Consider the following 14,667-nt stretch of genomic DNA (forward strand, 5'->3'; position numbering starts at 1 on the left):
TTCGTCCGGTTCGGTGGTCTGGAACTCGGTCTGCACGGCGGGCGACCTCCAGGAGGGGCGGAACGGCTCCGTCACCCGGCCCAGTGTGGGGTACGACACATCGCCGCCACGAGGGGCGTGCGGTGACTTTTTGCGTGCGGGCCGTGACCGAACGTGCCTCAGAGGGCGGCGGCGCCGTGGTTGCGGAGGGACTGGCCGTACTGGGTGAGGACCCACAGCTCGTTCTGGACGGCGGCGAGCTGTTCGGGGTCGCCGTGGGCGCCGAGCCGGGCGAGGGTCCCCTGGACGTCGCGGATGCGCCGGTCGACGGCCCGGAGCCGGACCTGGACCAGCTGGGCGCCCGCGTACACCTCGTCGATGGTCTTGGCGAAGACGGTCTCGACGGCGAGTTCGGTGACGAGGGCGCGGACGGTGTCGTTGGGCGCCGCCTCGCGGACGGCGTCGAGGTAGTCGGCGGGGGCGCCGTCGGCGCCGCCGGCGTCCTGGATGCACTGGCGGACGGCGGCGTAGGGCGGGGCGGTGAACTCGTCGGTGCCGTAGGCGTCGAAGGCCGGGGAGACGAGGGCCGGGTACTGGAGGGCGAGCTTGAGCAGCTCGCGCTCGGTGCGGTGGGCGGGGCTGCGCAGGTTGAGCGCGGGTCCGGCGGGGCCGCTGGGGGCCTGGACCTCGCCGTACGAGCGCTGCGGCTGCCGCCGTCCGTCGCCGCGCTGGGGGCCGCCGCCCTGGTCCTTGCCGCCGCCGCGCTGCCAGCGGGCGATCTGGGCGACCCGGCGGACGACGAACTGGGTGTCGAGGATGCCGACGAGGCCGGCGAGCTGGACGGCGACCTCGTGCTGCGAGGAGACGTTCTTGATCTTGGCGACGACGGGGGCGGCCTCGTCGAGGGCGGCGGCCCGGCCCGCCGGGGTGTCCAGGTCGTAGCGGTTCACGATCTGGCGGAGGGCGAACTCGAAGAGCGGGGTGCGGGGCTCGACGAGGTCGACGACGGCGTCGTCGCCCTTGGCGAGGCGCAGCTCGCAGGGGTCCATGCCGTCGGGGGCGATGGCGATGTACGTCTCGGCGGCGAACTTCTGGTCGTCCTCGAAGGCGCGCAGCGCGGCCTTCTGGCCGGCGGCGTCGCCGTCGAAGGTGAAGATGACGCGGGCCGAGCCGTTGTCCATGAGGAGCCGGCGGAGGATCTTGATGTGGTCGCCGCCGAAGGCGGTGCCGCAGGTGGCGATGGCGGTGGTGACACCGGCCAGGTGGCAGGCCATGACGTCGGTGTAGCCCTCGACGACGACGGCCCGGCTGGTCTTGGCGATCTCCTTCTTGGCGAGGTCGACGCCGTAGAGCACCTGGGACTTCTTGTAGACCGGGGTCTCGGGGGTGTTGAGGTACTTAGGGCCGTTGTCGTCCTCGCGCAGGCGGCGGGCGCCGAAGCCGACGATCTCGCCGCCGACGTCCCGGATGGGCCACATGAGGCGGCCGCGGAAGCGGTCGATGGGGCCCCGGCGGCCTTCCTGGGAGAGGCCGGAGACGATCAGTTCCTTGTCGGAGAAGCCCTTGCCGCGCAGGAAGCGGGTGAGGTGGTCCCAGCCGGCCGGGGAGTAGCCGACGCCGAAGTGCTCGGCGGCGGCCTGGTCGAAGCCGCGCTCGGCGAGGAACGTGCGGCCGATCTCGGCCTCGGGGGAGTCGAGTTGGGCGGCGTAGAACTCGGCGGCGATCTTGTGCGCCTCGATCAGGCGGATGCGCTCGCCGCGCTGGTGGCCGGGGTTGTAGCCGCCCTCCTCGTAGCGGAGGGTGATGCCCGCCTTGGCGGCGAGGCGCTCGACCGTCTCCGAGAAGGAGAGGTGGTCGATCTTCATCACGAAGGCGATGGTGTCGCCGCCCTCCTGGCAGCCGAAGCAGTGGAAGAGTCCCTTGCTGGGGCTGACCTGGAAGGAGGGCGACTTCTCGTCGTGGAAGGGGCAGAGTCCCTTGAGGTTTCCGCCGCCGGCGTTGCGGAGCTGGAGGTACTCGGACACCACGGAGTCGATCGGGACCGCGTCCCGGACCGCCTTCACGTCGTCATCGTTGATCCTGCCTGCCACGCGTAGAGTCTACGGCTCACCCGTACGTGTCAGAGCAGGCTCTCCAGGGGGACCGAGGGGTCGCAGAGGGCGTCCGGGTCCACGGTGGCGCGGGAGCGGATGAGCTTCTGGACCGTTTCTGTGACGTCCCACACGTTCACGTTCATCCCGGCGGTCACCCGGCCCTCGCGGAGCCAGAAGGCGATGAACTCGCGCTTGCCGGTGTCGCCGCGGACCACGACCTGGTCGTACGAGCCCGGGGGCGCCCAGCCGGAGTACTCCATGCCGAGGTCGTACTGGTCGGTGAAGAAGTACGGGATCCGGTCGTAGGAGACCTCCTGGCCGAGCATGGCGCGGGCGGCGGCGGGGCCTCCGTTGAGGGCGTTGGCCCAGTGCTCGACGCGGATGCGGTGGTGGAGCGAGGGGTGGTCGAAGGCGGCGACGTCTCCGGCGGCGTAGATGTCGGGGTCGGTGGTGCGCAGGGAGGAGTCGACGGCGATGCCGCCGCCGTCGGCGCGGTCGACGAGGGCGAGGCCGGCGTTCTCGGCGAGGGCGGCGCGGGGGGCGGCGCCGACGGCGACGAGGACGGCGTGGGCGGGGTGCTCCTCGCCGTCGTCGGTGCGGACGGCGAGGACCATGCCGTCCTGGCCGGTGATCTCGGTGATCCGGGCGCCGAAGTGGAAGCGGACCCCGTGCTCGGTGTGGAGGTCGGCGAAGAGCTGGCCGAGCTCGGGGCCGAGGACGCGGTGGAGCGCGGTCGGCTCGTACTCGACGACGGTGACCTCGGCGCCGTAGGTGCGGGCGGCGGCGGCGACCTCCAGGCCGATCCAGCCGGCGCCGGCGATGACGAGGTGGCCGTTGTCCCGGCCGAGGGCCTTCAGCTCGTCGCGGAGCCGCTCGGAGTGGGAGAGCCGGCGCAGGTGGTGGACGCCGGCGAGGTCGGTGCCGGGGATGTCGAGGCGGCGGGGCTCGGAGCCGGTGGCGAGGAGCAACTTGTCGTAGCGGATGACGGTGCCGTCGCCGAGGCGGACGGTGTGGGCGTCCCGGTCGACGGCGGTGACGGTCTGCCCGAGGTGGAGCTCGACGTCGTGGGCGGCGTACCAGGCGGGTTCGTGGACGAGGGCGGAGTCCCGGTCCTTCTTGCCGAGGAGGTAGCCCTTGGAGAGCGGGGGGCGTTCGTAGGGGTGGTCGCGTTCGTCGCCGATGAGGATCACCCGGCCGTTGAAGCCCTCGGCGCGGAGCGTCTCCGCCGCCTTGGCGCCGGCCAGGCCCCCGCCGACGATGACAAAGGTCTGATCTGCGTCGACCACGTTGATTCCTCCTCGTTGCGACCGATTCTCTACGCTACGCCCCCGGGCCCGGGCCCGGCCGCACCGCCTCGGGACGCGCATGCGAGGGTCCCGCACGGCGCCGGAAGGCGAAAGGGGGCGAAGACCCCCTACGTGCCGGGGGTTCGGAGCCGGGCGTGGAGGGCGCGGGCGGTGGCGTCGGTGAGCGAGGCGATCTGGTCGACGATCACCCGCTTGCGGGAACGGTCGTCGGACGCGGCGGCGAAGAGGGCGCGGAACTGCGGTTCGAGTCCGTCGGGGGCCCGGGCGACGAGCGCCTCGGCGAGTTCGGCGACGACGATCCGCTGGTCGGCGCGGAGCGCCTCCTGTTCGGCGCGCTGCATGACGTACCGGTCGGCGACGGCCTTGAGGACGGCGCACTCGTTGCGGGTGGCGCGGGGGACGACGAGTTCGGCGCCGTAGCGGGTGAGCCGGCCGGAGCCTCCCGCGGAGCCCGGGCGGGGCCCCCATGCCCGGCGGGTGGCGACCTCGGCGGCGAGGCAGAAGCGGCCGATGAGCTGGCTGGTGGCGTCCTTGAGGCGGGCCTGGGCGACGGCGGAGCCGTCGTAGCCGTGCGGCCACCACTCCTGGTCGAGGAGGCGGTCGAGGGCTTCGGCGAGTTCGGCGGGGTCGGTGTCCTCGGGGACGTAGCGGCCGATGGCGACGGCGAAGACGTCCGCGCGCTCGGGCTCGGCGTGGAGGAGGTTGGGGTCGATGTGGCCGGCGTGCAGGCCGTCCTCGAAGTCGTGGACGGAGTAGGCGACGTCGTCGGACCAGTCCATGACGTCGGCCTCGAAGCACTTGCGGTGTGCGGGGGCGCCGCGCCGGATCCACTCGAAGACGGGCAGGTCGTCCTCGTACACGCCGAACTTGGAGGAGCCGGGGTCGGTGGGGTGGCCGCCGCGCGGCCAGGGGTACTTGGTGGCGGCGTCGAGGGTGGCGCGGGTGAGGTTGAGGCCGACGGAGACGGGTTCGCCGTCGGGGCCGGGGATGAAGCGCTTGGGCTCGATGCGGGTGAGGAGGCGGAGCGACTGGGCGTTGCCCTCGAAGCCGCCGCAGTCCTTGGCGACGTCGTTGAGCGCCTGTTCGCCGTTGTGCCCGAAGGGCGGGTGGCCCATGTCGTGCGAGAGGCAGGCGGCTTCGACGAGGTCGGGGTCGCAGCCGAGGGCGGCGCCGAGCTCACGGCCGACCTGGGCGCACTCCAGGGAGTGGGTGAGCCGGGTGCGGGGGCTGGCGTCCCAGGCGTACCCGCGGGTGCCGGGGGTGACGACCTGGGTCTTCCCGGCGAGCCGGCGCAGGGCGGCGGAGTGCAGCACGCGCGCGCGGTCGCGCTGGAAGGCGGTGCGGCCGGGGCGCTTGTCGGGCTCGGCGGCCCAGCGCTCGGTGGCGGTCGGGTCGTACCCGGGGGTCTCGCTGGTGCCGTCGTAGCCTGCCATGCCTCGACGGTAACCGGCGGGGCCGACAAAAGGGTTCAGATGGCGGCGAGTTCCCGCGAGTGGGTGGCGGGGGCGGCGGGGCGGCCGGTGCGGGACAGGTCGTAGCGGTGCAGGACGAGCCGGGCGAGGGCCGGGTGGGCGCCGAGCGGGTCGGCGGCGATCCAGGGGGCGTGGGAGGCGGTGCGGGCGGCGAAGAGGCCGGGGGCGGTGAAGCAGGAGGCGACGGCGATCCGGTGGTGCCCGCGGGCGGTGAGCGCGGCCACGGCCTCGGGGACGGTGGGGGCGGCGGCGGAGGCGTACGCGGCGACGACGGGGGTGCCGCCGAGGCGGGCGCCGAGGGCGGCGGCGATCCGGCGGAGGGTGGCGGCGGAGCGGGGGTCGCGGGAGCCGGCGGAGGCGAGGACGACGCCGGTGGCGCGGGAGGCGGAGTCGGCGGGCGTCCAGCCGGCCTGGGCGAGCCGGTCGGCGAGGGCGTCGACGAGCAGCGGGTGGGCGCCGAGGGGGGCGGCGACGCGGGCCCGGAGGGCGGGGACGGCGGCGAGGGCGGCGGGCAGGTCGTGGGTGACGTGATGGCCGGGGGCGAGGAGGAGCGGGACGAGGACGGCGTCGCGCCCCTCGGCGGCGAGGGCCGCGAGGGTGTCGTCGAGGAGCGGCGCGTTCAGCTCGATGTGGGCGAGCCGCACGTCGAGCCCGGGGCGCAGCGCGCGGACCCGGTCGAGGAGCCGGGCGAGGGTGGCACGCGCGCGGGGGTCCCGGCTGCCGTGGCCTACGGCGACGAGGACGGGTGCGGGGACGGGGACGCGCCCGGGGACGGGGGCGGGGAGCTGTGCGATCGGCTGCATGGGCGGCGTACCTCCTGCTCGGTCTTCCCCGCCGGGGCGCCGTAGGGACGCACCCGGCGGAGCTGGAGGCCGAGCTGCCGCGCGACCCGCCCCAGCAGGGCGGCGGCGTCCGCGAACGTGCTGTCCGGCTCCGTCATGGACCGATCCTGGCCCCGGGACGTTGCCTGCCCGTTGCGTGCCGGTCACGGCTCTTTGCCGGGACCGCACGGCTGTGTTTCACCGGGCTCACGCGCGCGCGGGGCGGGTTGTCAGGCGGCGAGCCAGACGCGGAGGGGGCCGAGTTCGGTGAAGCCGGCGGCGAGGGCGGCGGCCAGGTCGTCGCCGGACTCGTACCCGACGACGGGGAGGGCGGGGTCGGCGGCGGCCAGGGCGGCGGCCCAGACGAGAGCCGGGTCGGTGCCGTCGGCGGCGAAGAGGTTGGAGACGCCGGTGGCGCCCGCGCCGGTGGAGAGGACGGCTCCGCCGAGGATCCGCCCGTCGGGTCCGGGGACGGCGAGGACGGTGACGGCCGGATCGTCCAGGAGGGCCGGGCGGAAGAGCGCCGCCTCGTCGGCGTCGCCGCCGCTCCAGGCGCGCGCCCAGGCGGCGAGGGCCCCGGGGGTGTCGGCGCGGGTCCAGGAGGGGCCGGGGGCGGCGGGCGGGCCCGCCGAGCGGCCGATCCAGGTGGCGTCGAAGAGCGGTCGGAAGCCCTCGGGGGCGAGGTCGAGGCGGGCGTAGGAGTCCTTGACGGAGGCGCCCGGCGCGGTCTGGTCGATGTCCGTCACGACGTCGGCGGTGGTCGCGTCCGGCGCCAGGGAGACGGCGTCGGGGTAGTAGAGCGGGGTGCGGCGGGGGCTGGTCCAGGCACGCGGGCCGGTGGTCGTGGCGAGGCCGTGGGCCCGGCACATGGTTCCGCACCACGCGGCGTTGTTCCGCACGGCGGCGGTCAGGAGGGCGTCGCCGGTCGGCAGGGCGTCGGCCGGCGGGGCGTCGGACGGCGGCTCTTCGGTCGACCGGTCTCGGGTCGTCGGCTCTTCGGTGATCACCGCCGGATCGTACGGAAGACCCGCCCCTCCCCTCCCCTCTTTTTTCGTTCCGAATCACGGAATATCTTTTCCATTATGAGAATGTCCCCCGTGTCGCTCCCCCGGCGCGTCACCGCCGAGTTCACCGGCACCGCCGCCCTGGTCGCCGTGATCGTCGGCTCCGGCATCCGCGCCGACTCCCTCAGCCAGGACATCGGGGTCCGGCTGCTCGCCAACGCCACCGCCTCCGCCCTCGGCCTCGGCCTGCTGATCGCGCTCCTCGGACCGCTCTCCGGCGCCCACTTCAACCCCGTCGTCACCCTCTCCGAGTGGTGGGGGCGGCGCCGCGAGCAGGAGGGCCGCGAGGTCCTCGCCTACGTCACCGCCCAGGTCACCGGCGCGGTCGCCGGTGCCCTGCTCGCCGAGGCGATGTTCGGCCGGGCGCCCGGCTCCTGGTCCACCGAGCCGCGCGCCGCGCTCCACCTGCTGCTCGGCGAGGCCGTCGCCACCGCCGGGCTCGTCCTCGTCGTCCAGGGGCTGCGGCACATCGGCCGCCCCCAGCTGGCCCCCGTCGCCGTCGCCGGGTACATCGGCGCCGCGATCTGGTTCACCTCCTCCGGCTCCTTCGCCAACCCGGCGGCCACCGTCGGCCGCTCCCTCACCGACTCCTTCACCGGCATCGCCCCCGCCTCGGTGCCCGCCTACGCCTGCGCCCAGCTCCTCGGGATGCTGCTCGGAATGGGACTCGCGCGTGTGCTGTACGGAACAGACCGGGCCCCCGCCGAACCGCGGAGGGCCCCCGCGCGTCGGTCCGGGTGACAGCCCGTCCCCTTCCCCCTGGAGGCACAGCCGATGCAGGTCCGGTTCCCCCGCACCGTCCGGGCCCGCCGCCGCACCGTCCAGGCCGTGATGGCCGCCGCCGTCCTGGCCCTCGCGCCCGCGACCTGGACGCACACCGCGGCCGCCGGAAAGCTGCGGACCACCGCCGACGTGCCCGCCGGGGACGTCGCCGTGGTCTTCGGCGCCGGCCTGTGGAACGGCCGCCCCACGCCGTACCTCGCCCACCGGCTCGACACCGCCGCCGAGCTCTACCGCACCGGCAAGGTGAAGGTCCTCCTCGTCACCGGCGACAACGGCCGGACCGCGTACGACGAGCCGAGCGCCATGCGCGCCTACCTGGCGGACCGGGGCGTCCCGGACGAGAACGTCGTCAGCGACCACGCGGGCTTCGACACCTGGGACAGCTGCGTCCGGGCCCGGAAGGTCTTCGGCGTCGACCGGGCCGTCCTCGTCACCCAGGACTTCCACGTCAAGCGGGCCGTCGCCCTCTGCGAGCGGGCCGGGGTCGCCTCGTACGGCGTCGGCGTCGCCGAACCGCACGACACCACCTGGTACTACGGCACCACCCGCGAGCTCTTCGCCTCCGGGAAGGCCGCCCTCGACGCCGCCGTCCGCCCCGACCCGCGCTTCCTCGGCCCCCGGGAGACCGGCGTGGCGGAGGCCCTCGCCTCACCCCCCGCGACCCCGTGACCTGAGCGGAGAGCACCGCGCCCGTAATACGGGACGCCGCCGCCCGTAACACGCCCGACGCACCCTTGACGGCATGTCCGACGCCACCGCGGTCCCCACCCACTGCCCCTACTGCGCCCTGCAGTGCGGCATGCGGCTCCGCCCGACCGGCACGGCGGAGCTGCCCGCCGAGGTGGTCGAGCGGACCGACTTCCCCGTCAACCGGGGCGCGCTGTGCGGCAAGGGCCGCACCGCCCCCTCCGTACTCTCCTCCCGGGTCAGGCTCACCGAGCCCCTGGTCCGCCGCCCTGACTCCGGGGCGCTCGAACCCGCCTCCTGGGAGGAGGCGCTCTCCGCCGTCGCCGAGGGGCTGAGCCGGACCCGCGCCGACCACGGCCCCGACGCCGTGGGGGTCTTCGGCGGCGGCGGACTCACCAACGAGAAGGCGTACACGCTCGGCAAGTTCGCCCGGCTGGTGCTCGCCACCTCGCAGATCGACTACAACGGCCGCTTCTGCATGTCCTCGGCGGCCGCCGCCCACCAGCGGGCCTTCGGCCTCGACCGCGGCCTGCCGTTCCCTCTGGAGGACATCCCGAGGACGGGCTGCGTGATCCTCGTCGGCTCCAACCTCGCCGAGACCATGCCGCCCGCCCTGCGCTACCTCACCGAGCTGAGGGAGAACGGCGGGAAGCTGATCGTCGTCGACCCGCGCCGCACCCGCACCGCCGAACAGGCCGACCTCCACCTCGCCCCCCGCCCCGGCACCGACCTCGCGCTCGCCCTCGGGCTGCTGCACCTGGTCGTCGCCGAGGGCCGCGTCGACGAGGAGTTCGTCGCCGGGCGCACCACCGGCTGGGAGGCCGCCCGGGCCGGCGCCATGGCCCACTGGCCCGAGCACGTCGAACGGATCACCGGCGTCCCCGTGCCCGCCCTGCGCGAGGCCGTCGCGCTGTTCTGCGACGCCCCCACCGGCATGGTGCTCACCGCCCGCGGCCCCGAGCAGCAGTCCAAGGGCACCGACACCGTCGGCGCCTGGATCAACCTCTGCCTCGCCACCGGCCGGGCCGGCCGGCCCCTCTCCGGCTACGGCTGCCTCACCGGCCAGGGCAACGGCCAGGGCGGCCGCGAGCACGGCCAGAAGGCCGACCAGCTGCCCGGCTACCGCAAGCTCGACGACCCCGCCGCCCGCGCCCACGTCGCCGGAGTGTGGGGCGTCGCCCCCGAGACCCTGCCGGGGCCGGGGCGCAGCGCCTACGAACTCCTCGACGCCCTCGGCGGCGACGTGAGGTCGCTGCTCCTCATGGGCTCCAACCCGGTGGTCTCCGCGCCGCGCGCCGCGCACGTCGAGGAGCGGCTGCGCTCGCTCGACTTCCTCGCCGTCGCCGACGTCGTCCTCTCCGAGACCGCCGCCCTCGCCGACGTCGTCCTGCCGGTGACCCAGTGGGCCGAGGAGACCGGCACGATGACCAACCTGGAGGGGCGGGTGCTGCTGCGCCGCCGCGCCCTCACCCCGCCGGAGGGGGTCCGCAGCGACCTGGAGGTGCTGCACGCGCTCGCCGGGCTGCTCGGGTGGGAGAAGGGCTTCCCCACCGACCCCGAGGAGGTCTTCGAGGAGCTGCGGCGGGCCTCCGCCGGCGGCCCGGCCGACTACGCGGGCATCAGCTACCGGCGGATCGAGGAGGAGCAGGGCGTCTTCTGGCCGTGTCCGGAGGAGGGCCACCGGGGCACGCCCCGCCTCTTCCTCGACCGGTTCGCGACCGCCGACGGGCGGGCCCGCTTCGTGCCGGTGACGCACCGGCCCGCCGCCGAGGAGACCGACGCGGACTACCCCGTGGTCCTCACCACCGGCCGGGTCGTCTCCCAGTACCAGTCCGGGGCGCAGACCCGGCGGGTGGCGGAGCTGAACGCCGCCGCGCCCGGCCCCTTCGTGGAGCTGCACCCGCGGCTCGCGGAGCGGCTCGGGATCGCGGAGGGCGAGCCGGTGACGGTGGTGTCGCGGCGCGGGCGGGCGGTGGCGCCGGCCCGGATCACCGGGGCGATCCGCCCGGACACCGTCTTCATGCCGTTCCACTGGTACGGGGAGGGCCGGGCGAACACGCTGGTGAACCCGGCGCTCGACCCGGTCTCCCGGATGCCCGAGTTCAAGGTGTGCGCGGTGCGTCTGGAGCGCGGCTGAACCAGTCACCGGAGGCGATGAGCGGGCCGACCGGGGTGCCGGGGGCGGCGAGGTAGACCCAGGCGCGGACGGCGGCGCCGTCGCCGGTGCGGACGGTGTCGAGGGCCGCGCGCTCGTACCCGGCCTCGTACTCCAACCGGTCGAGGGCGGCGAGGAGTTCCGCGTACGCGTCGGGGAGCGGGGTCACCAGGCTGCCGCGGACCGCGCCCTCGCCGGGGACGGCGTACGGGTAGCCGGGGCCGTCGTGGAGGAGAGCGCCCGGGAGGAGGGCGTCCTCCTCGGTGGCGGTGCGCCCGAGGAGGAGCCGGTCGTGGTGGCGCGCGCCGGGGCGGAGCGTGCCGTAGACGAAGAATGGCAGGGTCACGCGGTGCCGACCTCGGTTTCCAGCCATTCCAGGTAGGCGGCGGAGCCGTGGCGGACCGGGACGGCCAGGATCTCCGGGGTCTCGTAGTCGTGCGCGGCGAGGAGGTGGGCCTCCAGGGCGGCGTACCGGCCCTCGGTCGTCTTGTAGAGGACCTGCCATTCCTCGGCGGTCTCGACGGCCGACTTCCAGTGGTAGACGGAGGTCACGGGCCCGGTGACCTGGGCGCAGGCGGCGAGCCGGGCCTCGACGGCGCCGCGCGCGAGCGCCTCCGCCTTCTCCCGGCTGTCGGTGGTGGTGGTCACGGTGAGGGCGGTGGGCGCGCCCGGCTTCTGGTCGGTCACGCCCTCCACCGTACGGGCCCCTCACCCGGTCGCGAACTGCGCTTCGTACAGCCGGGCGTACGCGCCGCCGCGGGCGAGCAGCTCCTCGTGGCCGCCCTGCTCGGCGATGCCGCCGCCGTCCATGACCACGATGGTGTCCGCGTCCCGGATCGTGGAGAGCCGGTGGGCGACGACGAAGCTGGTGCGGCCGGCCCGCAGGGCGGCCATGGCGCGCTGGACGTGGAGTTCGGTGCGGGTGTCGACGGAGCTGGTGGCCTCGTCGAGGACGAGGATCGACGACTCGGAGAGGAAGGCGCGCGCCAGCGTGACCAGTTGGCGCTCGCCGGCGCTGAGGCCGCCGCCGTCCTCGTCGAGGACGGTGTCGTAGCCGTCCGGCAGGGTGCGGATGAAGCGGTCGGCGTGGACGGCCTCGGCGGCGGCGACGATCCGCTCGCGGGAGACCTCGCCGGGGACGCCGTAGGCGATGTTCTCGGCGAGGGTGCCGCCGAAGAGCCAGGTGTCCTGCAGGACCATGCCGATGCCGGAGCGGAGCTCCTCCCGGTCCATCCGGGCGGTGTCGACGCCGTCGAGGAGGATCCGGCCGCCGGTGGGCTCGTGGAACCGCAGCAGCAGGTTGACCAGGGTCGTCTTGCCGGCGCCCGTGGGGCCGACGAGCGCGACCGTGCGGCCGGGTTCGACGGTGAGGGAGAGGTCCTCGACGAGCGGCCGGTCCGGCTCGTAGCGGAAGGAGACGTGTTCGAGGACGACGCGGCCGCGGCGCTCGGCGGGCTTCTCGGGGTCGGCCGGGTCCGGGCGCTCCTCCTCGGCGTCGAGGAGGTCGAAGACCCGCTCGGCGGAGGCGACGCCGGACTGGAGCAGGCTCGCCATGGCGGCCACCTGGTTGACCGGGCCGTTGAACTCGTAGGAGTACTGGACGAAGGCCTGGACGTCGCCGACGGTGAGGGTGCCGCTCGCCACCTTCAGGCCGCCGAGGACGGCGATCAGGACGTAGCCGAGGTTCCCGGCGAGGGTGACGGCGGGCTGGACGAGGCCGGAGACGGCCTGGGCGCGGAGCCCGGCCCGGTACAGCTCCTCGCCGAGTTCGTCGAAGCGGCGGACGGCCTCGTCGCGGCGCCCGAAGGCGACGACCTCGGTGTGGCCGGTGATGGTCTCCTCCGCGTGGCCGCCGAGCCGCCCGGTGACCGCCCACTGCTTCACGAACTGCGGCTGGGCGCGGCGGGCGACCAGGGCGGCCAGGCCGAGGGAGACGGGCACGGTGCCGAGGGCGACGAGGGCGAGCCCCGGGGAGATCCAGAGCATCATCGCGAGCACCCCGAGGAGGGTGAGGACGGCCCTGATCATCTGGCTGAGCGCCTGCTGGAGGGTCTGGGTGACGTTGTCGACGTCGTTGGTGGCGCGGGAGAGGACCTCACCGCGGGGCTGCCCGTCGAGGTAGCCGAGCGGCAGCCGGGCCAGCTTGTGCTGGGCCCGTTCGCGCAGCCGGTGGCCGGCCCGCTGGACGACGTCGGTGACGAGCCGCTGCTGGACCCAGGTGAGCAGGGAGACGGCGGCGACGGTCACCGCGGCGAGGGCGAGCTGCCGGCCGAGGGCGGTGAAGTCGACGCCGCGCGGGCCGGCGGCGCCGGTGAGGACGAGGTCGGTGGCGCGGCCGAGGAGGAGCGGGACGAGGACGGTGAGGCCGACGGCGGCGGCGCCGGCGGCGAGCGCGCCGGCGAGCCGGGCCCGGTCGGGGGCGAGGGTGCGCAGCAGGCGGACGGCGGAGGCGCGGAAGCGGAGGGAGCGTTCCAGGGAGGGCGTGCCGGGCGCGCCGGGCCCGCTGCCCGGCTGGGGGGCGGGGCCGCGGCGGGCGGGGGCGGTGGGGCGGGGTGCGGTCGCGGTGGTCACGCGGCGGCCTCCTCGGTGGGCTGGGAGCGGACGATCTCCCGGTAGGTGGGGCTGGTCGCGAGGAGTTCCTCGTGGGTGCCGGTGCCGACGGCGCGGCCCCGGTCGAGGACGACGATCCGGTCGGCGTGGCGGATGGTGGAGACCCGCTGGGCGACGAGGACGACGGCGGCGTCGGCGGTCTCGCGGCGCAGGGCGGCGCGCAGCCGGGCGTCGGTGGCGTTGTCGAGGGCGGAGAAGGAGTCGTCGAAGAGGTAGAGGCGGGGGCGGGCGACGAGGACCCGGGCGATGGCGAGCCGCTGGCGCTGGCCGCCGGAGAGGTTGGCGCCGCCCTGGCTGACGGGCGCGTCGAGCCCCTGTTCCAGGGCGCGGACGAAGTCGGCGGCCTGGGCGGTCTCCAGGGCGTGCCACAGCTCCTCGTCGGTGGCGGCGGGCCTTCCGTACCGGAGGTTGGAGGCGATGGTGCCGGAGAAGAGGTACGGCTTCTGGGGGACGAGTCCGACGGTGGCGGCGGTGACCGCGGGGTCGAGGGCGCGGACGTCGGCGCCGTCGAGGAGGACCCGGCCGCCGGTGGCGTCGAGGAGCCGGGGCACCAGGCCGAGGAGGGTGGACTTGCCGCTGCCGGTGGCGCCGATGACCGCGGTGGTCTCGCCGGGAGCGGCGTGCAGGGTGACGCCGTCGAGGACGGGTTCCTCGGCGCCGGGGTAGCGGAAGGTGACGTCCTCCAGGGTGAGGCGTCCGGAGCCGGGGACGGCGGCGGTAGCGGCGGCGGGCGTCCGGGTGAGGGCGGGGGTGGTGGCGAGGACCTCGCGGACGCGGGCGGCGCCGGCCTCGGCCCGGGGCAGGTGCATGAGGAGGAAGAGCGCCATCATCACGGACATGGCGGTCTGGAGGAGGTAGCCGAGGAAGGCGACGAGGGTGCCGGCCTGGGCGGCGCCGGAGTCGATGCGGTGGGCGCCGGCCCAGACCAGGAGGATGGTGGTGGCCTCCCAGATCAGCAGGACCACGGGGTACATGACGGCCTGGAGGCGGCCGGCCCGGAGGCCGGTGCCGAGGAGGGCGGTGTTGGCGTCGGCGAAGCGGGCGCGCTCGTGGCCGTCGCGGACGAAGGCGCGGACGACGCGGACGCCGGTGATCTGCTCGCGCAGGACCCGGGTGACCCCGTCGAGCTGTTCCTGCATGCCCCGGAAGAGGGGCCGCGTGCGGAGCACGACGGTGCCGACGGCGAGGGTCATGACGGGGACGAAGAGCAGCAGGACGAGGGCGAGCGGCACGTCCTGGCGCAGGGCCATGGCGAGCCCGCCGACGCACAGCAGCGGGGCGGCGACCAGCATGGTGAGCGCGAGGACGGCGAAGGTCTGCACCTGCTGGACGTCGTTGGTGGCGCGGGTGATGAGCGAGGCGGTGCCGAAGCGGCCGCGTTCCAGGACGGAGAGGTCCTGGATCCGCCGGAAGACCTCGGAGCGCAGGTCGCGGGCGACGGAGAGGGCGATCCGGGCGGCGGTCCAGGTGACGGCGGCGGCCGCGGCGGCCTGGAGGAGGGTGACGGCGGCCATGACGACGCCGCCGGACAGGACGCGGCCGGTGTCGCCGCGCAGGACGCCCTCGTCGATGACGCCGGCGTTGAGCGCGGGCAGGGCGAGCGAGGCGAGGCTCTGGACCAGTTGGAGGAGGACGAGTAAGGCGAGCCGGGCGCGGTGCGGGCGCAGCCGCCCGGCGAGGAGGCGGAGCAGGATCA

12 protein-coding genes are annotated in these 14,667 nt (G+C 75.1%); 3 read left to right on the forward strand and 9 right to left on the reverse strand.

The annotated features are described in order from the left end of the window. Window positions 1-158 precede the first annotated feature (158 nt). The 5 genes from dnaG to ACFZCF_RS03280 all read right to left on the reverse strand — a co-directional run bounded on the left by dnaG (window position 159) and on the right by ACFZCF_RS03280 (window position 6,679). On the reverse strand, window positions 159-2,069 hold the full coding sequence (gene dnaG / locus ACFZCF_RS03260; RefSeq protein WP_388440587.1) for a DNA primase: 1,911 nt from the start codon (window positions 2,067-2,069) through the stop codon (window positions 159-161). Window positions 2,070-2,098: 29 nt separating this feature from the next. Beyond that, a complete protein-coding gene (locus ACFZCF_RS03265) occupies window positions 2,099-3,358 on the reverse strand; it encodes an NAD(P)/FAD-dependent oxidoreductase (protein ID WP_388440590.1) in 1,260 nt (419 codons plus the stop codon). Between the two features lie 128 nt (window positions 3,359-3,486). Next, a complete protein-coding gene (locus tag ACFZCF_RS03270; protein ID WP_388440593.1) occupies window positions 3,487-4,812 on the reverse strand; it encodes a deoxyguanosinetriphosphate triphosphohydrolase in 1,326 nt (441 codons plus the stop codon). A gap of 35 nt (window positions 4,813-4,847) precedes the next feature. After that, a complete protein-coding gene (locus tag ACFZCF_RS03275; protein ID WP_391284282.1) occupies window positions 4,848-5,654 on the reverse strand; it encodes a CbiX/SirB N-terminal domain-containing protein in 807 nt (268 codons plus the stop codon). A gap of 248 nt (window positions 5,655-5,902) precedes the next feature. Further along, the gene (locus ACFZCF_RS03280) at window positions 5,903-6,679 is read right to left on the reverse strand and encodes a hypothetical protein (protein ID WP_391284284.1); all 777 of its coding nucleotides are present in this window, start codon (window positions 6,677-6,679) and stop codon (window positions 5,903-5,905) included. A gap of 81 nt (window positions 6,680-6,760) precedes the next feature. Here ACFZCF_RS03280 and ACFZCF_RS03285 point away from each other — a divergent pair, with 81 nt between their 5' ends. The 3 genes from ACFZCF_RS03285 to ACFZCF_RS03295 all read left to right on the forward strand — a co-directional run bounded on the left by ACFZCF_RS03285 (window position 6,761) and on the right by ACFZCF_RS03295 (window position 10,343). Beyond that, the gene (locus tag ACFZCF_RS03285) at window positions 6,761-7,477 is read left to right on the forward strand and encodes an aquaporin (RefSeq protein WP_388441784.1); all 717 of its coding nucleotides are present in this window, start codon (window positions 6,761-6,763) and stop codon (window positions 7,475-7,477) included. A gap of 33 nt (window positions 7,478-7,510) precedes the next feature. Then, the gene (locus tag ACFZCF_RS03290; RefSeq protein WP_388440602.1) at window positions 7,511-8,188 is read left to right on the forward strand and encodes a vancomycin high temperature exclusion protein; all 678 of its coding nucleotides are present in this window, start codon (window positions 7,511-7,513) and stop codon (window positions 8,186-8,188) included. Window positions 8,189-8,261: 73 nt separating this feature from the next. After that, window positions 8,262-10,343 carry a molybdopterin oxidoreductase family protein gene (locus ACFZCF_RS03295; RefSeq protein ID WP_388440605.1) on the forward strand — a complete coding sequence of 694 codons (2,082 nt, stop codon included), beginning with the start codon at window positions 8,262-8,264 and terminating at the stop codon, window positions 10,341-10,343. On the opposite strand, the gene ACFZCF_RS03300 is transcribed toward ACFZCF_RS03295, so the two are convergent. From ACFZCF_RS03300 to ACFZCF_RS03315, 4 genes are read right to left on the reverse strand one after another with little or no spacing between them, the layout of a single operon-like run. Beyond that, the gene (locus ACFZCF_RS03300) at window positions 10,309-10,734 is read right to left on the reverse strand and encodes a gamma-glutamylcyclotransferase (protein ID WP_391284288.1); all 426 of its coding nucleotides are present in this window, start codon (window positions 10,732-10,734) and stop codon (window positions 10,309-10,311) included. The genes ACFZCF_RS03295 and ACFZCF_RS03300 overlap by 35 nt on opposite strands. Next, a complete protein-coding gene (gene cutA / locus ACFZCF_RS03305; protein WP_391284290.1) occupies window positions 10,704-11,048 on the reverse strand; it encodes a divalent cation tolerance protein CutA in 345 nt (114 codons plus the stop codon). The genes ACFZCF_RS03300 and cutA overlap by 31 nt, the downstream gene beginning before the upstream one ends. A gap of 21 nt (window positions 11,049-11,069) precedes the next feature. After that, window positions 11,070-12,932 carry an ABC transporter transmembrane domain-containing protein gene (locus ACFZCF_RS03310; protein WP_391284292.1) on the reverse strand — a complete coding sequence of 621 codons (1,863 nt, stop codon included), beginning with the start codon at window positions 12,930-12,932 and terminating at the stop codon, window positions 11,070-11,072. Beyond that, entirely contained in the window at window positions 12,929-14,665 is a 1,737-nt protein-coding gene (locus ACFZCF_RS03315; RefSeq protein WP_391284774.1) for an ABC transporter transmembrane domain-containing protein, read from the reverse strand. Before ACFZCF_RS03315 ends, ACFZCF_RS03310 begins: the two co-directional genes overlap by 4 nt. Window positions 14,666-14,667 lie beyond the last annotated feature (2 nt).

Source organism: Streptomyces sp. NPDC007945 (assembly GCF_042958885.1).
Classification (GTDB): domain Bacteria; phylum Actinomycetota; class Actinomycetes; order Streptomycetales; family Streptomycetaceae; genus Streptomyces.